This is a genomic window from Lentzea sp. (assembly GCF_036380075.1).
Taxonomy (GTDB): domain Bacteria; phylum Actinomycetota; class Actinomycetes; order Mycobacteriales; family Pseudonocardiaceae; genus Lentzea.
On the sequence record NZ_DASVFL010000241.1, the window covers coordinates 16,120 to 33,117 of the forward strand.

General features: G+C 66.8%; 28 protein-coding genes. 25 read left to right on the plus strand and 3 right to left on the minus strand.

Features of this window, described 5'->3' with window-relative positions; genetic code table 11:
• Nucleotides 1-15: 15 nt before the first annotated feature.
• Genes VF330_RS26445 through VF330_RS26455 form a run of 3 tightly spaced genes read right to left on the minus strand, consistent with a single transcriptional unit; the run spans nucleotide 16 to nucleotide 1,650 of the window.
• Entirely contained in the window at nucleotides 16-315 is a 300-nt protein-coding gene (locus VF330_RS26445; protein WP_330854387.1) for a zf-TFIIB domain-containing protein, read from the minus strand.
• Between the two features lie 39 nt (nucleotides 316-354).
• Entirely contained in the window at nucleotides 355-1,179 is an 825-nt protein-coding gene (locus VF330_RS26450; protein ID WP_330854388.1) for a phosphotransferase family protein, read from the minus strand.
• A 21-nt stretch (nucleotides 1,180-1,200) separates the two neighbouring features.
• Entirely contained in the window at nucleotides 1,201-1,650 is a 450-nt protein-coding gene (locus VF330_RS26455) for an LppU/SCO3897 family protein (RefSeq protein ID WP_330854389.1), read from the minus strand.
• Between the two features lie 400 nt (nucleotides 1,651-2,050).
• Here VF330_RS26455 and rpsL point away from each other — a divergent pair, with 400 nt between their 5' ends.
• The 25 genes from rpsL to rplO all read left to right on the plus strand — a co-directional run bounded on the left by rpsL (nucleotide 2,051) and on the right by rplO (nucleotide 16,607).
• The gene (gene rpsL, locus VF330_RS26460) at nucleotides 2,051-2,425 is read left to right on the plus strand and encodes a 30S ribosomal protein S12 (protein WP_030473471.1); all 375 of its coding nucleotides are present in this window, start codon (nucleotides 2,051-2,053) and stop codon (nucleotides 2,423-2,425) included.
• Nucleotides 2,425-2,895: a 30S ribosomal protein S7 gene (gene rpsG, locus VF330_RS26465; RefSeq protein WP_330854390.1), complete on the plus strand. Its 471-nt coding sequence runs from the start codon at nucleotides 2,425-2,427 to the stop codon at nucleotides 2,893-2,895. Before rpsL ends, rpsG begins: the two co-directional genes overlap by 1 nt.
• 78 nt (nucleotides 2,896-2,973) lie before the next feature.
• Nucleotides 2,974-5,076, plus strand: coding sequence for an elongation factor G (fusA, locus tag VF330_RS26470; protein WP_330854391.1), 2,103 nt, complete (start codon nucleotides 2,974-2,976; stop codon nucleotides 5,074-5,076).
• A 148-nt stretch (nucleotides 5,077-5,224) separates the two neighbouring features.
• Nucleotides 5,225-6,418, plus strand: a complete 1,194-nt coding sequence (gene tuf / locus VF330_RS26475) for an elongation factor Tu (protein ID WP_330854392.1) — start codon at nucleotides 5,225-5,227, stop codon at nucleotides 6,416-6,418.
• Nucleotides 6,419-7,006: 588 nt separating this feature from the next.
• The gene (rpsJ, locus tag VF330_RS26480; protein ID WP_003938093.1) at nucleotides 7,007-7,312 is read left to right on the plus strand and encodes a 30S ribosomal protein S10; all 306 of its coding nucleotides are present in this window, start codon (nucleotides 7,007-7,009) and stop codon (nucleotides 7,310-7,312) included.
• 27 nt (nucleotides 7,313-7,339) lie between these two features.
• Nucleotides 7,340-7,990, plus strand: coding sequence for a 50S ribosomal protein L3 (gene rplC / locus VF330_RS26485; protein ID WP_030473467.1), 651 nt, complete (start codon nucleotides 7,340-7,342; stop codon nucleotides 7,988-7,990).
• Nucleotides 7,990-8,676 (plus strand): 50S ribosomal protein L4, encoded by a 687-nt coding sequence (rplD, locus tag VF330_RS26490; RefSeq protein WP_330854393.1) that lies wholly within the window; start codon nucleotides 7,990-7,992, stop codon nucleotides 8,674-8,676. Before rplC ends, rplD begins: the two co-directional genes overlap by 1 nt.
• Nucleotides 8,673-8,972: a 50S ribosomal protein L23 gene (gene rplW / locus VF330_RS26495; protein WP_030473465.1), complete on the plus strand. Its 300-nt coding sequence runs from the start codon at nucleotides 8,673-8,675 to the stop codon at nucleotides 8,970-8,972. The genes rplD and rplW overlap by 4 nt, the downstream gene beginning before the upstream one ends.
• Nucleotides 8,973-8,991: 19 nt before the next feature.
• Nucleotides 8,992-9,825: a 50S ribosomal protein L2 gene (gene rplB, locus VF330_RS26500; protein WP_030473464.1), complete on the plus strand. Its 834-nt coding sequence runs from the start codon at nucleotides 8,992-8,994 to the stop codon at nucleotides 9,823-9,825.
• 18 nt (nucleotides 9,826-9,843) lie between these two features.
• Nucleotides 9,844-10,125: a 30S ribosomal protein S19 gene (rpsS, locus tag VF330_RS26505; protein ID WP_030478300.1), complete on the plus strand. Its 282-nt coding sequence runs from the start codon at nucleotides 9,844-9,846 to the stop codon at nucleotides 10,123-10,125.
• Nucleotides 10,126-10,159: 34 nt separating this feature from the next.
• Nucleotides 10,160-10,558: a 50S ribosomal protein L22 gene (gene rplV, locus VF330_RS26510; protein ID WP_089915295.1), complete on the plus strand. Its 399-nt coding sequence runs from the start codon at nucleotides 10,160-10,162 to the stop codon at nucleotides 10,556-10,558.
• Nucleotides 10,558-11,391: a 30S ribosomal protein S3 gene (gene rpsC / locus VF330_RS26515; RefSeq protein ID WP_330854394.1), complete on the plus strand. Its 834-nt coding sequence runs from the start codon at nucleotides 10,558-10,560 to the stop codon at nucleotides 11,389-11,391. The genes rplV and rpsC overlap by 1 nt, the downstream gene beginning before the upstream one ends.
• 3 nt (nucleotides 11,392-11,394) lie before the next feature.
• Nucleotides 11,395-11,814, plus strand: coding sequence for a 50S ribosomal protein L16 (gene rplP / locus VF330_RS26520; RefSeq protein ID WP_030473461.1), 420 nt, complete (start codon nucleotides 11,395-11,397; stop codon nucleotides 11,812-11,814).
• Nucleotides 11,814-12,056, plus strand: coding sequence for a 50S ribosomal protein L29 (gene rpmC / locus VF330_RS26525; protein ID WP_090094705.1), 243 nt, complete (start codon nucleotides 11,814-11,816; stop codon nucleotides 12,054-12,056). The genes rplP and rpmC overlap by 1 nt, the downstream gene beginning before the upstream one ends.
• Nucleotides 12,053-12,334: a 30S ribosomal protein S17 gene (gene rpsQ, locus VF330_RS26530; RefSeq protein WP_030473459.1), complete on the plus strand. Its 282-nt coding sequence runs from the start codon at nucleotides 12,053-12,055 to the stop codon at nucleotides 12,332-12,334. Before rpmC ends, rpsQ begins: the two co-directional genes overlap by 4 nt.
• Nucleotides 12,335-12,421: 87 nt before the next feature.
• Nucleotides 12,422-12,790 carry a 50S ribosomal protein L14 gene (gene rplN, locus VF330_RS26535; protein WP_030473458.1) on the plus strand — a complete coding sequence of 123 codons (369 nt, stop codon included), beginning with the start codon at nucleotides 12,422-12,424 and terminating at the stop codon, nucleotides 12,788-12,790.
• Between the two features lie 2 nt (nucleotides 12,791-12,792).
• Nucleotides 12,793-13,107, plus strand: a complete 315-nt coding sequence (gene rplX, locus VF330_RS26540) for a 50S ribosomal protein L24 (RefSeq protein WP_045309812.1) — start codon at nucleotides 12,793-12,795, stop codon at nucleotides 13,105-13,107.
• Nucleotides 13,108-13,109: 2 nt separating this feature from the next.
• Nucleotides 13,110-13,673: a 50S ribosomal protein L5 gene (gene rplE / locus VF330_RS26545; RefSeq protein WP_330854395.1), complete on the plus strand. Its 564-nt coding sequence runs from the start codon at nucleotides 13,110-13,112 to the stop codon at nucleotides 13,671-13,673.
• A gap of 4 nt (nucleotides 13,674-13,677) precedes the next feature.
• A complete protein-coding gene (locus VF330_RS26550) occupies nucleotides 13,678-13,863 on the plus strand; it encodes a type Z 30S ribosomal protein S14 (RefSeq protein WP_030473455.1) in 186 nt (61 codons plus the stop codon).
• 122 nt (nucleotides 13,864-13,985) lie between these two features.
• Nucleotides 13,986-14,384 (plus strand): 30S ribosomal protein S8, encoded by a 399-nt coding sequence (gene rpsH / locus VF330_RS26555; protein ID WP_030478309.1) that lies wholly within the window; start codon nucleotides 13,986-13,988, stop codon nucleotides 14,382-14,384.
• Nucleotides 14,385-14,396: 12 nt separating this feature from the next.
• A complete protein-coding gene (gene rplF / locus VF330_RS26560) occupies nucleotides 14,397-14,936 on the plus strand; it encodes a 50S ribosomal protein L6 (RefSeq protein WP_330854396.1) in 540 nt (179 codons plus the stop codon).
• Nucleotide 14,937: 1 nt separating this feature from the next.
• Complete coding sequence (gene rplR, locus VF330_RS26565) at nucleotides 14,938-15,339, plus strand: 50S ribosomal protein L18 (RefSeq protein ID WP_330854397.1); 402 nt, start codon at nucleotides 14,938-14,940, stop codon at nucleotides 15,337-15,339.
• A 34-nt stretch (nucleotides 15,340-15,373) separates the two neighbouring features.
• Nucleotides 15,374-15,982, plus strand: coding sequence for a 30S ribosomal protein S5 (rpsE, locus tag VF330_RS26570; RefSeq protein WP_030473451.1), 609 nt, complete (start codon nucleotides 15,374-15,376; stop codon nucleotides 15,980-15,982).
• 2 nt (nucleotides 15,983-15,984) lie between these two features.
• The gene (rpmD, locus tag VF330_RS26575) at nucleotides 15,985-16,170 is read left to right on the plus strand and encodes a 50S ribosomal protein L30 (protein WP_045309828.1); all 186 of its coding nucleotides are present in this window, start codon (nucleotides 15,985-15,987) and stop codon (nucleotides 16,168-16,170) included.
• Entirely contained in the window at nucleotides 16,167-16,607 is a 441-nt protein-coding gene (rplO, locus tag VF330_RS26580) for a 50S ribosomal protein L15 (RefSeq protein ID WP_330854398.1), read from the plus strand. The genes rpmD and rplO overlap by 4 nt, the downstream gene beginning before the upstream one ends.
• Nucleotides 16,608-16,998: the final 391 nt, after the last annotated feature.

Below are 16,998 nucleotides of genomic sequence, written 5' to 3' on the forward strand. Positions count from 1 at the left end.
GGGGCCGTCGCGCGATCAGGAGGAGAAGAAGAGGCCGCCGAGGCCGCGGTGCTTGCGGTGGCCGTAGCCGTAGCCGTGGTGACCGCCGTGGTGGTGGTGCACCTGCTGCGGCGCGGCGCCCCAAGCGGGCTGGGCCGGTGCCGGGTAGGCGGCGGGCGGCGGAGGCGGCGGGGCCTGCATCTGGGCCTCGAGGCGCGTGATCGACTCGAGCTCGCCGTAGTCGAGGAAGACCCCGCGGCAGCCGTCGCACTGCTCGATGTGGACGCCCATTCGGTCGAACGTGCGCATGTTCGCATGACACTTGGGACACTGCATCGTGGTGAGCCTCCTGGGTGGGACCGGACAAAAACGATATTAGCCGCGGTCGCCGTTGCCGTGCGTCGCGACGATTCGACGACATGCTTCGACCAGCGGTTCCACTGCCTGCAGGCCGGTCATGAGTGCCCGCGCTGCCATCTGGACAACGTACGCCTGAGCCGGAATGTTGAGGACATCCCATTCCGATGTCGTCACGGCCACACCGCCCGTTTCACGGTAGGTGTTGAGGAACCTCGCCCAGAGGTCGTCGGGCAGGACGCCGACCGCGAACAACGCCGCAGGTCGCGCCAGGTCCCACACCGGGTCGCCCACGCCGACGTCGTCCACGTCGATCAGCCGCCACGCGTCCCGGTGCACGAGCTGGCCCAGGTGCCAGTCGCCGTGGATCAGGGCGCGGCCGCTCATGGTCAGCGGCGGCAGGACCTCGTACGCCGCGAGCACGACGTCGGCGTGCGGCAGGTCCGGCGGCAGGGCCTCGATCGCGCGCACGATCCGTTCGGGTGTCCCCGCGACGGGACCTCGCACCGGCAGCGCGTGCAGCCGCGCCAGCAGCTGCGCGCTCTCCTCCCACGGCGCCCCGTCCGCGTCCTCGGGGTTCACCGGCGTCCCGTACGGCCACAGCGTCACCGGCCGGTCGTCCACGAACTGGACCGGCTTCAGCGGGGGCAGCAGGAGCTCCGGGTGCGCGGCCGCGATCTCCACGCGCTGCCGCAGCGCCTCCACGTCGGTGTCCGCGGGATGCGCCTTCGCCACCACGTCACCGACGCGCACGACGACCACGTCACCGCGGTCGCCGCCGAGCACCTCGGGATCGGCGGAGGAGCCGGTCAGCGAGGCCATCGACGCGATCAGGTCGTCCACGCGCACAGTGAAGCAGGCGGCCTACCGGCTGATGCAGATGGTCTTCACGGGTTGCGAGTAGGTCTTGGAGTCGTCGCCGGCGCACAACGAGCGGTCGGACTCGCCCTCGGCGACCTTCGTGACCCTGCGCGTGCCGGCGCCGCACTCCACCCGTTCGAAGTACTGGTTGACCGCCTTGAGGCAGTCGCCCTCCTTCACCTCGAGGACGTAGCAGTAGCGCGTCTTGCCGGTTCCCCGCGTGCGCCCGGACGACTCGGTCAGGTAGTCACCGGTCGGGCACATCGTCCGCCGTTCGCGTGACGACACGCGGTACACCGCCTCCGGCGACGAGCAGTCGACCTCGACCATGTCGACGGCCGTGTCGTTCACGTCGGACTGCTTCGCGCACTCGCCGACGCCCGCCTGGTCGGTGAAGCCCGAGCAGCCGGACAGCAGCAGGGCGAGCGCGGCGGCCAGGACTGTGATCCTCACTGCACCTCCAGGTGGGTGTGTTGCCGCGCAACGGCTTCGCGTTCCGGCCCGCGCGGTCGTGGCTGCCGCCCGAGGTGCGTTTTGCCCCACGCGAGTACCGTGTGCTGCGAGGACCATGTCTACTGCAGGGGCGGACGAGGTACCCCCGTTTTGACCCGGGTAGACGTGGGCGGGTATCTTTGCTACTCGTGCCCGACCCATGTCGGGCCGCTCCGCGTGCCCGTGAGGCAGCGGTGTCCTCCACTCGCAGTGGCAGTTGAGGCCCTTGCTGGTCTGAAGCTGGTGCTCGCGGACCTGGGAAGCGGGCGACACGCCCGACCTCGGGTGCAGAGAGGGATCAAGAAACACGAGGGTGAACCGCAAGGAGAACCCTCAAGAAGACGGAAGAAGCAGCCGGCGAATGCCAACGATCCAGCAGCTGGTCCGCAAGGGCCGCCAGGACAAGGTGGCGAAGCAGAAGACGGCGGCCCTCAAGGGCTCGCCGCAGCGGCGCGGTGTGTGCACCCGCGTTTACACCACCACCCCCAAGAAGCCGAACTCCGCACTGCGCAAGGTCGCTCGCGTGAAGCTGACCAGCGGCATCGAGGTCACGGCCTACATCCCCGGTGAGGGCCACAACCTCCAGGAGCACTCGATGGTGCTCGTGCGCGGCGGTCGTGTGAAGGACCTGCCGGGTGTTCGCTACAAGATCATCCGTGGTTCTCTCGACACGCAGGGTGTCAAGAACCGCAAGCAGGCTCGCAGCCGCTACGGCGCGAAGAAGGAGAAGAGCTGATGCCCCGCAAGGGACCGGCCCCGAAGCGGCCGCTTATCTCTGACCCGGTCTACAGCTCGCCGCTCGTGACCCAGCTCATCAACAAGGTGCTGGTGGACGGCAAGCGCTCCGTGGCCGAGAAGATCGTGTACGAAGCCCTCGAGGGTGCTCGCGAGAAGACCGGCACCGACCCGGTCGTCACGCTGAAGCGCGCGCTGGACAACGTGAAGCCGGCTCTCGAGGTCAAGAGCCGCCGCGTCGGTGGTGCCACCTACCAGGTGCCGATCGAGGTCAAGCCCGGCCGCTCCACCACGCTGGCGCTGCGCTGGCTGATCACCTTCTCCCGGCAGCGCCGTGAGAAGACCATGGTCGAGCGTCTGATGAACGAGCTGCTCGATGCGAGCAACGGTCTCGGTGCGAGCGTCAAGCGCCGTGAGGACACGCACAAGATGGCCGAGTCCAACAAGGCCTTCGCCCACTACCGCTGGTGATCCGACGCCCGGCCGGAACCACGGGCCGGGCTCTCCCAGCCCTAGTGAGCTCACAAGCTCAAGACAGGGGAAAGACCCGTGGCACAGGACGTGCTCACTGATCTCTCCATGGTCCGCAACATCGGGATCATGGCGCACATCGACGCGGGCAAGACCACGACGACGGAGCGGATCCTCTTCTACACGGGGATCAGCTACAAGATCGGCGAGGTTCACGACGGCGCGGCCGTGATGGACTGGATGGAGCAGGAGCAGGAGCGCGGCATCACGATCACGTCGGCCGCGACGACCTGCTACTGGAAGAACCACCAGATCAACCTGATCGACACGCCGGGCCACGTCGACTTCACCGTCGAGGTCGAGCGCAACCTGCGCGTCCTCGACGGCGCCGTCGCCGTCTTCGACGGCAAGGAGGGCGTCGAGCCGCAGTCCGAGCAGGTCTGGCGGCAGGCGACCAAGTACGACGTCCCGCGCATCTGCTTCGTCAACAAGATGGACAAGCTCGGCGCGGACTTCTACTTCACGATCAAGACGATCCAGGACCGGCTCGGCGCCAAGCCGCTGCCGCTCCAGATCCCGATCGGTGCCGAGAGCGACTTCATCGGCGTCGTCGACCTGATCGAGATGCGCGCACTCACGTGGCGCGGCGAAGTCCAGAAGGGCGAGGACTACGCGATCGAGGAGATCCCCGCGGATCTGCTCGAGAAGGCGCAGGAGTTCCGCGAGCAGCTTCTCGAGGCCGTCGCCGAGACCGACGACGACCTCACCGAGAAGTACTTCGAGCAGGGCGACCTCTCCGTCGAGGAGATCAAGGCCGGCCTCCGCAAGATCGTCGCCGCGGGCTCCGCGTACCCGATCCTGTGCGGCTCCGCGTTCAAGAACAAGGGCGTCCAGCCCATGCTCGACGCGGTGATCGACTACCTGCCGTCGCCGCTCGACCTCCCGCCGGTCGAGGGCACGCTGCAGGACGGCGAGACCGTCGTCAAGCGCAGCCCGTCCACGGACGAGCCGTTCTCGGCGCTGGCGTTCAAGATCGCCGTGCACCCGTTCTTCGGCAAGCTGACCTACATCCGGGTCTACTCGGGCAAGGTCGCCTCCGGCACCCAGGTCGTCAACGCGACCAAGGACCGCAAGGAGCGCATCGGGAAGATCTTCCAGATGCACGCCAACAAGGAGAACCCGGTCACCGAGGCCATCGCGGGCCACATCTACGCCGTGATCGGTCTGAAGGACACCACGACCGGTGAGACCCTGGCCGACCCGGCGCACCCGATCGTGCTCGAGTCGATGACCTTCCCCGAGCCCGTCATCCAGGTGGCCATCGAGCCCAAGACGAAGGCGGACCAGGAGAAGCTCGGCACCGCGATCCAGAAGCTGGCCGAGGAGGACCCGACGTTCCGGGTCAACCTCGACCAGGAGACGGGCCAGACCATCATCGCCGGCATGGGCGAGCTCCACCTGGACATCCTGGTGGACCGCATGCGCCGCGAGTTCAAGGTCGAGGCCAACATCGGCAAGCCTCAGGTGGCGTACCGGGAGACCATCCGCAAGGCGGTGGAGAAGTACTCCTACACCCACAAGAAGCAGACCGGTGGCTCCGGCCAGTTCGCGAAGGTGCTCGTCACCGTCGAGCCGCTGGAGAAGAAGGAAGACGGCGCGCTCTACGAGTTCGTCAACGCCGTCACCGGTGGTCGCATCCCCCGCGAGTACATCCCGTCGGTCGACGCGGGTGCGCAGGACGCGCTGCAGTACGGCGTGCTGGCGGGCTACCCGCTGGTCGGCGTGAAGGTGACGCTGCTCGACGGCGCCTACCACGAGGTCGACTCCTCGGAAATGGCGTTCAAGATCGCTGGTTCGATGGCCCTCAAGGAAGCCGCCCGTCAGGCGTCTCCCGCGATCCTCGAGCCTCTGATGGCCGTCGAGGTCACGACGCCCGAGGAGTACATGGGCGACGTGATCGGCGACCTGAACTCCCGCCGTGGCCAGATCCAGGCCATGGAGGAGCGCAGCGGCATCCGTGTCGTCAAGGCACTGGTTCCGCTGTCGGAAATGTTCGGGTACGTAGGTGACCTGCGGTCCAAGACCCAGGGTCGTGCCAACTACTCGATGGTGTTCGACTCCTACGCAGAGGTTCCCGCGAACGTCTCGAAGGAGATCATCGCGAAGGCGACCGGGGAGTAACTCCCCAACCGGAGCACCGCAGTTCCACGCGGGCTCTCCGGGGGTGAATCCCTGGGGTCCGCTACTTTCAGACCCTGACGTGTAAGTCCGGCGGGTGGCCACAGATGCCCGCCGGACCAGCAAAAAAGAAGTCCAGGAGGACAATCCAGTGGCCAAGGCGAAGTTCGAGCGGACGAAGCCGCACGTCAACATCGGCACCATCGGTCACATCGACCATGGCAAGACCACGCTGACCGCGGCGATCTCCAAGGTTCTGCACGACGCGTACCCCGATGTGAACGCCTCGTTCGCGTTCGACCAGATCGACAAGGCGCCGGAAGAGAAGCAGCGCGGCATCACGATCTCGATCGCGCACATCGAGTACCAGACGGAGAACCGTCACTACGCGCACGTCGACTGCCCCGGTCACGCCGACTACATCAAGAACATGATCACCGGTGCGGCGCAGATGGACGGCGCCATCCTGGTGGTCGCGGCGACCGACGGCCCGATGCCGCAGACGAAGGAGCACGTCCTCCTGGCCCGCCAGGTCGGCGTCCCCTACATCGTCGTCGCGCTCAACAAGGCCGACATGGTCGACGACGAGGAGATCCTGGAGCTCGTCGAGCTCGAGGTCCGCGAGCTGCTCTCCGAGTACGAGTTCCCGGGCGACGACCTGCCGGTCGTGCGCGTTTCGGCGCTGAAGGCGCTGGAGGGCGACGAGACCTGGGGCAAGTCGGTTCTCGAGCTCATGGCCGCCGTCGACTCGGCGATCCCGGAGCCGGAGCGCGACACCGAGAAGCCGTTCCTCATGCCCGTCGAGGACGTCTTCACGATCACCGGCCGCGGCACCGTCGTGACCGGTCGCATCGAGCGCGGCATCATCAACGTGAACTCCGAGATCGAGATCGTCGGTATCAAGGAGACGTCGAAGAAGACGACGGTCACCTCGATCGAGATGTTCAAGAAGTTCCTCGACGAGGGCCGCGCGGGCGACAACGCCGCGCTGCTGCTCCGCGGCATCAAGCGCGAGGAGGTGGAGCGCGGCATGGTCATCGTCAAGCCGGGCACCACGACCCCGCACACCGAGTTCGAGGCCCAGGTCTACATCCTGTCGAAGGACGAGGGTGGCCGCCACACGCCGTTCTTCAACAACTACCGTCCGCAGTTCTACTTCCGGACGACGGACGTGACCGGCGTCGTGACGCTGCCCGAGGGCACCGAGATGGTCATGCCGGGTGACACCACCGGTATGTCGGTCAAGCTGATCCAGCCGATCGCCATGGACGAGGGCCTCCGCTTCGCGATCCGCGAGGGTGGCCGCACCGTCGGCGCCGGCTCGGTCACCAAGATCATCAAGTGACCTAGCTCGACCCAGTTCGGCGAGAGGCCGGGCCAACGATCTTCGTTGGCCCGGCCTTCGTCGTTGCGAGACCCGGTGTGTGCGTCAGCTCACGCCGGGATGTTCCCCCGGCGCGTCGGGCGAGGCGTCCGTCGGGATCCCGTTGCCGGGCAACGGAACCGGTCGGCCCGTCGCTCCACATGCGACGGACGACCCCGTTCACCGGCCATGATCCCGATGTGATCTGGCGCCGAGTCGCCCACCCCGATTTGGAGCGCCTCACGCCCGTGTGGCATTCTTTACGGGTTGCTCGACGAAGGCCGGGTCGCATCCGTGCGTGCCCGATCCCTTCGACCGAGCGTCCGCGCCCTGTTAGTGAACGCCTCCTTGCGGAGATGGGCATCAGGGTGCAAGGGCTGTGGTAGGCCCAATCCCACCGGGGAGACCTTGAGTGGGACCGGTATGCGCACCGGGCGCGACACGCCCGACCGCGTGGACCGGGCACCATGACACTTCAACAGGGGCGGAGCGCGCCAAGAGGCTGTAGCAGGCCTCATCCGAGGCACCGCACCGCAGCGGTTACGAGAAGCAGAGGAACGGCAAGCCATCATGGCGGGACAAAAGATCCGCATCCGGCTCAAGGCCTACGACCACGAAGCGATCGACGCGTCTGCGCGCAAGATCGTGGAGACCGTGACGCGCACCGGCGCTCGGGTTGTCGGGCCAGTGCCGCTGCCCACTGAGAAGAACGTGTACTGCGTCATCCGCTCGCCGCACAAGTACAAGGACTCGCGCGAGCACTTCGAGATGCGCACGCACAAGCGGCTGATCGACATCCTCGACCCGACGCCGAAGACGGTGGACGCGCTCATGCGCATCGACCTGCCGGCCAGCGTCGACGTCAACATCCAGTAAGCGTTGGGCGCGGAGAGTAACGGACCAATGTCTGACAGGCAGATGAAGGGCATCCTGGGCACCAAGCTCGGCATGACTCAGGTCTTCGACGAGAACAACCGGGTCGTCCCGGTGACCGTCGTCAAGGCTGAGCCCAATGTCGTCACCCAGGTTCGCACCGAGGAGAAGGACGGCTACACCGCCGTCCAGCTGGCGGCCGGCGCGATCGACCCGCGCAAGGTCAACAAGCCCGTCGCGGGCCACTTCGCCAAGGCCGGGGTCACGCCCCGCCGCCACCTGGTGGAGCTGCGCACGACGGACGCCGGCGAGTACACGGTCGGCCAGGAGATCACCGCTGAGGTGTTCGAGGCCGGCGCTGTTGTCGACATCACCGGCACCAGCAAGGGCAAGGGCACCGCGGGTGTCATGAAGCGCCACAACTTCCGGGGCCTCGGCTCCAGCCACGGCACCCAGCGCAAGCACCGCTCGCCGGGTTCCATCGGTGGCTGTGCCACTCCGGGTCGCGTCTTCAAGGGTCTGCGCATGGCCGGCCGCATGGGCCACGTGCGCGTCACGACCCAGAACCTGAAGGTGCACAAGATCGATGCCGAGAACGGCCTGCTGCTCATCAAGGGCGCTGTTCCCGGCCCCAAGGGTGGTCTGGTGTTCGTCCGGACTGCTGCGAAGGGTGGTGCCTGATGTCGACTGTTGAGATCCGCACCCCGGACGGCAAGTCCGCCGGCTCGGTCGAGCTGCCGGCTTCCGTCTTCGACGCGCAGGCGAACGTCGCGCTGCTGCACCAGGTCGTCGTGGCCCAGCAGGCCGCCGCGCGCCAGGGCACGCACTCGACGAAGACCCGCGGCGAGGTGTCCGGTGGTGGCAAGAAGCCTTACCGCCAGAAGGGCACCGGTCGCGCCCGCCAGGGTTCGACGCGTGCGCCGCAGTTCGCCGGCGGTGGCGTCGTCCACGGCCCGCAGCCGCGTGACTACACCCAGCGGACCCCCAAGAAGATGAAGGCCGCCGCTCTGCGTGGCGCCCTCTCCGACCGGGCTCGCGCCAACCAGGTGCACGTCGTGTCCGGCCTGGTGGACGGGGACACCCCGTCGACCAAGACCGCGCGCAAGGTCCTGGAGTCGGTCACCCAGGCCCGTCGCGTTCTCGTGGTGCTCAACCGCACCGACGAGGTCGCGTGGGTCAGCGTGCGCAACCTGCAGCACGTGCACGTGATCGCGCCGGACCAGCTCAACACCTACGACGTGCTCGTCAACGACGACGTGGTGTTCACCAAGGACTCGCTCGACGTGTTCCTCGCCAGCAAGGGCCAGCAGGGCTCCGGCTCGGCTGAGGCCACGGCGGTCGTGGTGGACGAGGAGGCCTCGAAGTGATCCCCGACCACAGGGACATCTTGCTCGCGCCCGTGATCTCCGAGAAGTCCTACGGGCTGCTCGAGGAGAACAAGTACACCTTCCTGGTGGCGCCGGGTTCGAACAAGACCCAGATCAAGATCGCCGTGGAGAAGGTCTTCGGCGTGAAGGTCGTCAGCGTCAACACCATCAACCGGCAGGGCAAGCGCAAGCGCACCCGCACCGGGTTCGGCAAGCGCAAGGACACGAAGCGCGCGATCGTGACCCTGTCCTCGGACAGCAAGCCGATCGAGATCTTCGGCGGCCCTGCCGCCTGATGACGAGGACTGCGTAGAGATGGGCATTCGCAAGTACAAGCCGACGACTCCCGGTCGTCGCGGTGCGAGCGTCTCCGACTTCGCCGAGATCACTCGGTCGACTCCGGAGAAGTCGCTGATCCGCCCCCTGCACAAGCTGGGCGGCCGCAACGCGTCGGGCAAGATCACCACGCGGCACAAGGGTGGCGGTCACAAGCGGGCCTACCGCCTGATCGACTTCCGTCGCCACGACAAGGACGGCGTGCCGGCCAAGGTCGCTCACATCGAGTACGACCCCAACCGCACCGCGCGCATCGCGCTGCTGCACTACGCGGACGGCGAGAAGCGCTACATCATCGCCCCGGAGAAGCTCAAGCAGGGTGACACGGTTGAGAACGGCCCCAAGGCCGACATCAAGCCGGGCAACAACCTGCCGCTGCGCAACATCCCGGTCGGTTCGGTGATCCACGCGATCGAGCTCCGCCCCGGCGGCGGTGCGAAGATCGCCCGCTCCGCCGGCGCCTCGGTGCAGCTCGTGGCGAAGGACGGCCCGTACGCCCAGCTGCGGATGCCTTCGGGCGAGATCCGCAACGTGGACGTGCGCTGCCGCGCCACGCTCGGCGAGGTCGGCAACAAGGAGCACCAGAACATCAACTGGGGCAAGGCCGGCCGCATGCGGTGGAAGGGCAAGAAGCCCACCGTCCGCGGTGTCGCCATGAACCCGGTCGACCACCCGCACGGTGGTGGTGAGGGCAAGACCTCCGGTGGTCGCCACCCGGTCAACCCGGCTGGTAAGCCCGAGGGTCGCACCCGCCGCCGCAAGCCAAGCGACAAGCTCATCGTCCGGCGTCGTCGCACCGGTAAGAAGCGCTGAGCAGGGAGGGAGTGAAGGATGCCTCGCAGCCTTAAGAAGGGTCCCTTCGTCGACGACCACCTGCTCAAGAAGGTGGACGTTCAGAACGAAGCGGGCAAGAAGACCGTCATCAAGACGTGGTCCCGCCGGTCCACGATCATCCCGGACATGCTGGGCCACACCATCGCGGTGCACGACGGCCGTAAGCACGTCCCGGTGTTCGTGACCGAGGCCATGGTCGGGCACAAGCTGGGCGAGTTCGCCCCGACCCGCACCTTCAAGGGCCACATCAAGGACGACCGGAAGTCTCGTCGCCGCTAGGCGTCGAACTGAGAAGAGCAAGGGAAAAGCAGCGATGAACGCCCGTAAGGACGCTGAGGCAGCGGAGTTTCCGCGCGCCGTGGCTCGGGCTCGTTACGTTCGCGACACCCCCATGAAGGTGCGTCGCGTCATCGAGCTCATCAAGGGTCGTAACGCCAGCGAGGCCCTGGCCGTGCTCCAGTTCGCGCCCCAGGCCGCCTCTGAGCCGGTCGCGAAGGTGCTCGCCAGCGCCATGGCCAACGCCGAGAACAACCTGTCCCTGGACCCCTCCACCCTCTGGGTGTCGGTGGCCTACGTGGACGAGGGTCCGACCCTCAAGCGTTTCCGCCCGCGTGCCCAGGGCCGCGCGTACCGGATCCGCAAGCGGACGAGCCACATCACCATCGAGGTGGAGTCTCGTCCCAAGAAGACCAGCGCGAAGGGAACGCGGTAGTGGGCCAGAAGATCAACCCGCACGGCTTCCGGCTGGGGATCACCACCGACTGGAAGTCCCGCTGGTACGCAGACAAGCAGTACGCCGAGTACGTGGCGGAGGACGTCAAGATCCGCCGCCTGCTCAGCAAGGGCATGGAGCGTGCCGGCATCTCCAAGGTGGAGATCGAGCGGACCCGTGACCGGGTGCGCGTCGACATCCACACCGCCCGGCCGGGCATCGTCATCGGCCGTCGTGGTGCCGAGGCGGACCGCATCCGCGGTGAGCTGGAGAAGCTCACCAAGAAGCAGGTCCAGCTGAACATCCTCGAGGTCAAGAGCCCCGAGTCGGACGCGCAGCTCGTGGCACAGGGTGTCGCCGAGCAGCTGTCCAACCGCGTCGCCTTCCGGCGCGCGATGCGCAAGGCCATCCAGTCGGCCATGCGTTCGCCGCAGGTCAAGGGCATCCGCGTGCAGTGCGGCGGTCGCCTCGGCGGCGCCGAGATGTCCCGCTCGGAGCACTACCGCGACGGCCGCGTGCCGCTGCACACGCTCCGCGCCAACATCGACTACGGCTTCTTCGAGGCCCGCACCACGTTCGGCCGCATCGGCGTGAAGGTGTGGATCTACAAGGGCGACATCGTCGGTGGCATCTCCGCCAAGCGCGCGCTCGACGCGGCAGCGCCCTCGCAGGCCGACCGCGCCCCGCGCCGCGACCGTGGCGAGCGTCCGAACCGGGCCCGTCGCTCCGGTGCCAGCGGCACCACCGCGACGAGCACCGAGGCCGGTCGTGCCGCAGCTGACGCCAACGCGTCCGCCGAGGCCCCGGCTGCTGCAGAGAAGACGGAGAGCTGAGTCATGCTCATCCCTCGTAGGGTCAAGCACCGCAAGCAGCACCACCCCAAGCGGTCGGGTGCTGCCAAGGGCGGCACGAAGGTCACCTTCGGTGAGTACGGCATCCAGGCTCTCGAGCCGGCCTACGTCACCAACAGGCAGATCGAGTCCGCTCGTATCGCCATCACGCGCCACATCCGTCGTGGCGGCAAGGTCTGGATCAACATCTTCCCGGACCGTCCGCTGACGAAGAAGCCGGCCGAGACCCGCATGGGTTCCGGTAAGGGTTCGCCGGAGTGGTGGGTGGCCAACGTCAAGCCGGGCCGGGTCCTCTTCGAGATGGCCTTCCCGAACGAGCAGGTGGCCCGCGAGGCTCTTCGCCGCGCGATCCACAAGCTCCCGATGAAGTGCCGCATCGTTACGCGTGAGGGTGGTGAGTTCTGATGGCAGCGGGTACCACCGCTTCCGAGCTGCGTGAGCTCACCGAGGAAGAGCTCGTGCTGCGTCTGAAGGAATCGAAGGAAGAGCTCTTCAACCTTCGTTTCCAGATGGCCACGGGCCAGCTCGACAACAACCGGCGGCTGCGCACGGTCCGGCACGACATCGCCCGGATCTACACCGTGATGCGGGAGCGGGAGCTCGGGCTCTCCGCTTCGCCGGATTCCACTGGTGAGGGTGCGGCATGACCGACAGCAACGAAGTCCAGACCGAGAAGCGCAACGACCGCAAGGTCCGTGAGGGCCTCGTCGTGTCCGACAAGATGGACAAGACGATCGTCGTCGCGCTCGAGGACCGCAAGAAGCACCCGCGTTACTCCAAGATCATGCGCTCCACCACCAAGGTGAAGGTGCACGACGAGGAGAACGCGGCGGGCATCGGCGACCGCGTCCTGCTCATGGAGACCCGGCCCCTGTCGGCGACCAAGCGCTGGCGGCTCGTCGAGATCCTCGAGAAGGCCAAGTAAGTCTCCCAACAGGGATTCAACACTGTGACAGACCGAGCCCGTCGGGTCGGAAATCCGGCGGGCCAGGAATGGTCAAGGAGCAAGTAAGTGATTCAGCAGGAGTCGCGGCTTCGTGTCGCCGACAACACCGGTGCGAAGGAGATCCTTTGCATCCGTGTTCTCGGTGGTTCGGGCCGCCGCTACGCGGGCATCGGCGACATCATCGTCGCGACCGTCAAGGACGCGATCCCCGGTGCCGGCGTGAAGAAGGGTGACGTCGTCAAGGCCGTCATCGTCCGCACCGTCAAGGAGCGCCGTCGCGCGGATGGCTCGTACATCCGCTTCGACGAGAACGCCGCCGTGCTCATCAAGAACGACAACGAGCCCCGCGGCACCCGCATCTTCGGCCCGGTCGGGCGCGAGCTGCGCGACAAGAAGTTCATGAAGATCATCTCGCTGGCTCCGGAGGTGCTCTGACCATGAAGGTGAAGAAGGGCGACACGGTCGTCGTCATCGCCGGCAAGGACAAGGGCGCGAAGGGCAAGGTCATCCAGGCCTACCCGGAGACCGGCAAGGTCCTGGTCGAGGGCGTCAACCGGATCAAGAAGCACACCAAGATCACGCAGACCCAGCGGGGCGCGCAGTCTGGTGGCATCGTGACCCAGGAGGCCCCGATCAACGTCTCCAACGTGATGGTGGTCGACTCGGACGGCAAGCCGACCCGTGTTGGTTACCGGACGAACGACGAGGGCAAGCGGGTCCGCATTTCCCGTCGTAACGGGAAGGACATCTGATCATGACCACCGCAGAGAAGATCATCCCGCGGCTCAAGACGCGCTACCGCGACGAGGTCAAGGGCGAGCTGCAGAAGCAGTTCTCCTTCGCCAACGTCATGCAGATCCCGGGCGTCGTGAAGGTCGTCGTCAACATGGGTGTCGGCGACGCCGCCCGTGACGGCAAGCTGATCGAGGGTGCCGTCAAGGACCTCTCGATCATCACCGGCCAGCGCCCCGAGGTCCGCAGGGCCCGCAAGTCCATCGCGCAGTTCAAGCTGCGCGAGGGCATGCCGATCGGCGCGCGCGTCACGCTGCGCGGCGACCGCATGTGGGAGTTCCTCGACCGTCTGCTGACGATCGCGCTGCCCCGAATCCGCGACTTCCGCGGCCTCTCGGGCAAGCAGTTCGACGGCAACGGCAACTACACGTTCGGTCTGAACGAGCAGTCGATGTTCCACGAGATCGACCCGGACGCTATCGACCGGCCTCGCGGCATGGACATCACCGTCGTCACCACCGCCACGAACGACGAGGAGGGCCGGGCGCTGCTGAAGCACCTGGGCTTCCCGTTCAAGGAGAACTGACTCGATGGCCAAGAAGGCGTTGATCAACAAGGCCGCGAAGAAGCCGAAGTTCAAGGTCCGGGGTTACACCCGGTGCCAGCGTTGCGGCCGCCCCCACGCGGTGTTCCGCAAGTTCGGCCTCTGCCGGATCTGCCTGCGCGAGATGGCTCACCGCGGTGAGCTGCCTGGCGTGAGCAAGTCCAGCTGGTAATTCCAAGCTTCATTACTTCGCTGTAGGCCCGCACACGACCGTCCTGTCCTCCTCCGCAAGGGGGAGGGCGGGTCTGGACCCTGAGCCGGTGAACCGCAGCGAGAAAGGTTGACCAGGTCACCATGACGATGACCGATCCCATCGCAGACATGCTCACTCGTCTGCGGAACGCGAACTCGGCTTACCACGACAAGGTCGTGATGCCGCACTCCAAGATCAAGGCGAACATCGCCGAGATCCTCAAGCGCGAGGGCTACATCGCCTCGTACCGCGACGAGGACGGCGAGGTGGCCAAGAACCTGGTCGTCGAGCTGAAGTACGGCCCGAACCGCGAGCGCAGCATCGCCGGCCTCCGCCGCGTGTCCAAGCCCGGTCTGCGCGTGTACGCGAAGTCGACCGGCCTGCCCCGAGTCCTCGGTGGCCTCGGCGTGGCGATCATTTCGACCTCTGGCGGTCTCATGACCGACCGCCAGGCCAACAAGGCAGGCGTGGGCGGAGAAGTCCTCGCCTACGTTTGGTAAGGGGGAGTAGACATGTCGCGCATCGGTAAGCAGCCGATCATTGTCCCCTCCGGGGTCGACGTGAACATCGCCGGCCAGGACGTGAGCATCAAGGGCCCCAAGGGTCTCCTGACGCTGACGCTCGCTGAGCCGATCGTCGTCGAGAAGGCCGAGGACGGCACTCTCGAGGTCAAGCGCCCGAACGACGAGCGCCGCAACCGCGCGCTCCACGGCCTGTCGCGCACGCTCGTGCACAACATGGTCGTCGGCGTGACCCAGGGTTACGAAAAGAAGATGGAGATCCACGGCGTCGGTTACCGCGTCGCGCTCAAGGGCTCTGAGCTCGAGTTCGCGCTCGGTTACTCGCACCCCGTCAAGGTCGAGGCCCCCGCGGGCATCACCTTCGCGGTCGAGACCCCGACCCGCTTCTCCGTCTCGGGTATCGACAAGCAGCTGGTCGGTGAGGTCGCCGCCAACATCCGCAAGCTGCGCAAGCCCGACCCGTACAAGGGCAAGGGCGTCCGCTACTCGGGCGAGAAGATCCGTCGCAAGGTCGGAAAGACGGGTAAGTGACATGAGCGAGTCGACTGTTACGAAGCGCAAGCCGGTGGGCAAGGACATCTCCACCAGGCGTCGTGTTGCGAAGGCCCGTCGCCACTTCCGCCTCCGCAAGAAGGTCAACGGAACGGCCGAGCGTCCGCGCCTGGTCGTGCACCGTTCGTCGAAGCACATCACCGTGCAGATCATCGACGACCTGAAGGGCCACACGGTCGCGTCCGCTTCCTCGATGGAGGCCGACGTCCGTGCCCTGGACGGCGACAAGAAGGCCCGTGCGGCCAAGGTCGGCCAGCTGGCCGCGGCCCGTGCCAAGGACGCCGGCATCACGGCGGTCGTGTTCGACCGCGGTGGCAACGCGTACCACGGCCGGATCGCCGCTCTGGCGGATGCCGCTCGCGAGGCGGGGCTGGAGTTCTGACAATGATCAACACCGGAATTGAGAGGGACGCCTGATGCCAGGACGTACGCGTCGCGAAGGCGGCGGGGGCGAGCGCGGAGAGCGCCGCGACCGTCGTGACGGCGGCCGCGGCGGCGCGGCCCAGGAGAAGACCCCCCACCTCGAGCGCGTGGTTGCGATCAACCGCGTCTCCAAGGTGGTCAAGGGTGGTCGTCGCTTCAGCTTCACCGCGCTCGTCGTGGTCGGCGACGGCGACGGCATGGTCGGCGTCGGCTACGGCAAGGCCAAGGAAGTTCCCGCGGCCATCGCCAAGGGTGTCGAGGAGGCGAAGAAGAACTTCTTCCGCGTTCCTCGCATCGCCGGCACCATCCCCCACCCGGTCCAGGGTGAGAAGGCCGCTGGTGTGGTCCTGCTGCGTCCGGCCTCGGCCGGTACCGGTGTCATCGCGGGTGGCGCTGTCCGCGCCGTCCTCGAGTGCGCCGGTGTGCACGACGTGCTGTCGAAGTCGCTCGGCTCCGACAACGCGATCAACATCGTGCACGCGACCGTGGCGGCCCTCAAGGGCCTGCAGCGTCCCGAAGAGGTCGCGGCCCGTCGTGGCCTGCCTCTCGAGGACGTCGCTCCCGCCGGCATGATCCGCGCTCGCGCGGGCCAGGGGGTGTGATCATGGCTCAGCTGAAGATCACCCAGGTGCGCAGCACCATCGGTACCAAGCACAACCACCGCGAGTCGATGCGCACCCTCGGGCTGCGCAAGATCCGCCAGTCGGTCGTGCGTGAGGACACCCCCCAGGTGCTCGGCCTGATCCACGCCGTGCGTCACCTGGTGGTTGTTGAGGAGGTCCAGTCGTGACCATCAAGATCCACGACCTGCGTCCCGCTCCCGGAGCCAAGACCGCCAAGACCCGCGTCGGCCGCGGTGAGGGCTCCAAGGGCAAGACCGCCGGCCGCGGTACGAAGGGCACGGGCGCTCGCAAGAACGTCTCGCCGCGCTTCGAAGGTGGCCAGATGCCGCTGCACATGCGGCTCCCGAAGCTCAAGGGCTTCAAGAACCCGTTCCGCACCGAGTACCAGGTCGTGAACGTCTCGTCGATCGCCGCCTCCTTCCCGGAGGGTGGCTCGGTGGACGTCGCCGCACTGGTCCTGGCCGGGCTGGTCCGCAAGGGCGCGCTCGTCAAGGTGCTGGGTGACGGCGATGTCAGCGTCAAGCTGGACGTCACCGCCAACAAGTTCTCCAAGACCGCTGTGGAGAAGTTGGCTGCCGCTGGTGGGTCTTCCACCGTGGTGTGACGGCTGTTCGTCTGAAGGGCCCCGGGGCTTTCGCCCTGGGGCCTTTTGGCGTTTTTGGGCCGAGCGGGTTCCAGCGTGGTCCTGTTGCGTTGGTTTCCGTGCCTGTTCCAGCGTGGGCGTGCACCTCGGACGAAAGACTGGGGTTCATCGCCGCTCCGCGACGATTGCGATTGGGGCTTGACTTCGGGGCCCTTGCGAGGCGCTGTGGTCGGCCGGAAAAGGCCGGACGCTTCGCGACCGGCCGAGCCCACTAGGGGTAGCACCTCGCACCCAAAGTCAAGCCCCAATCGCACAAGAACGGGTGGGTTCACCGGCTCTAATCGGCGTCAGGGGTGACTGCTCGCCTTCGGCGTCGCTTGGAAGTGCGGGGGTTTACACGGCTCGCCTTCGG

Excerpts from the sequence above, each read along its gene's own strand:
- rpsQ (WP_030473459.1), top strand. The coding sequence starts at position 12,053 with ATGACCGACAGCAACGAAGTCCAGACCGAGAAGCGCAACGACCGCAAG.
- rpmC (WP_090094705.1), top strand. The coding sequence starts at position 11,814 with ATGGCAGCGGGTACCACCGCTTCCGAGCTGCGTGAGCTCACCGAGGAA.
- rplV (WP_089915295.1), top strand. The coding sequence starts at position 10,160 with ATGAACGCCCGTAAGGACGCTGAGGCAGCGGAGTTTCCGCGCGCCGTG.
- rplR (WP_330854397.1), top strand. The coding sequence starts at position 14,938 with ATGAGCGAGTCGACTGTTACGAAGCGCAAGCCGGTGGGCAAGGACATC.
- rplP (WP_030473461.1), top strand. The coding sequence starts at position 11,395 with ATGCTCATCCCTCGTAGGGTCAAGCACCGCAAGCAGCACCACCCCAAG.
- VF330_RS26550 (WP_030473455.1), top strand. The coding sequence starts at position 13,678 with ATGGCCAAGAAGGCGTTGATCAACAAGGCCGCGAAGAAGCCGAAGTTC.
- rpsL (WP_030473471.1), top strand. The coding sequence starts at position 2,051 with ATGCCAACGATCCAGCAGCTGGTCCGCAAGGGCCGCCAGGACAAGGTG.
- rplF (WP_330854396.1), top strand. The coding sequence starts at position 14,397 with ATGTCGCGCATCGGTAAGCAGCCGATCATTGTCCCCTCCGGGGTCGAC.
- rplD (WP_330854393.1), top strand. The coding sequence starts at position 7,990 with ATGTCGACTGTTGAGATCCGCACCCCGGACGGCAAGTCCGCCGGCTCG.
- rpsS (WP_030478300.1), top strand. The coding sequence starts at position 9,844 with ATGCCTCGCAGCCTTAAGAAGGGTCCCTTCGTCGACGACCACCTGCTC.
- rpsJ (WP_003938093.1), top strand. The coding sequence starts at position 7,007 with ATGGCGGGACAAAAGATCCGCATCCGGCTCAAGGCCTACGACCACGAA.
- rpsH (WP_030478309.1), top strand. The coding sequence starts at position 13,986 with ATGACGATGACCGATCCCATCGCAGACATGCTCACTCGTCTGCGGAAC.
- rpsG (WP_330854390.1), top strand. The coding sequence starts at position 2,425 with ATGCCCCGCAAGGGACCGGCCCCGAAGCGGCCGCTTATCTCTGACCCG.
- rplC (WP_030473467.1), top strand. The coding sequence starts at position 7,340 with ATGTCTGACAGGCAGATGAAGGGCATCCTGGGCACCAAGCTCGGCATG.
- rplB (WP_030473464.1), top strand. The coding sequence starts at position 8,992 with ATGGGCATTCGCAAGTACAAGCCGACGACTCCCGGTCGTCGCGGTGCG.
- rplX (WP_045309812.1), top strand. The coding sequence starts at position 12,793 with ATGAAGGTGAAGAAGGGCGACACGGTCGTCGTCATCGCCGGCAAGGAC.
- rpmD (WP_045309828.1), top strand. The coding sequence starts at position 15,985 with ATGGCTCAGCTGAAGATCACCCAGGTGCGCAGCACCATCGGTACCAAG.
- VF330_RS26445 (WP_330854387.1), bottom strand. The coding sequence starts at position 315 with ATGCAGTGTCCCAAGTGTCATGCGAACATGCGCACGTTCGACCGAATG.
- rpsE (WP_030473451.1), top strand. The coding sequence starts at position 15,374 with ATGCCAGGACGTACGCGTCGCGAAGGCGGCGGGGGCGAGCGCGGAGAG.
- rplE (WP_330854395.1), top strand. The coding sequence starts at position 13,110 with ATGACCACCGCAGAGAAGATCATCCCGCGGCTCAAGACGCGCTACCGC.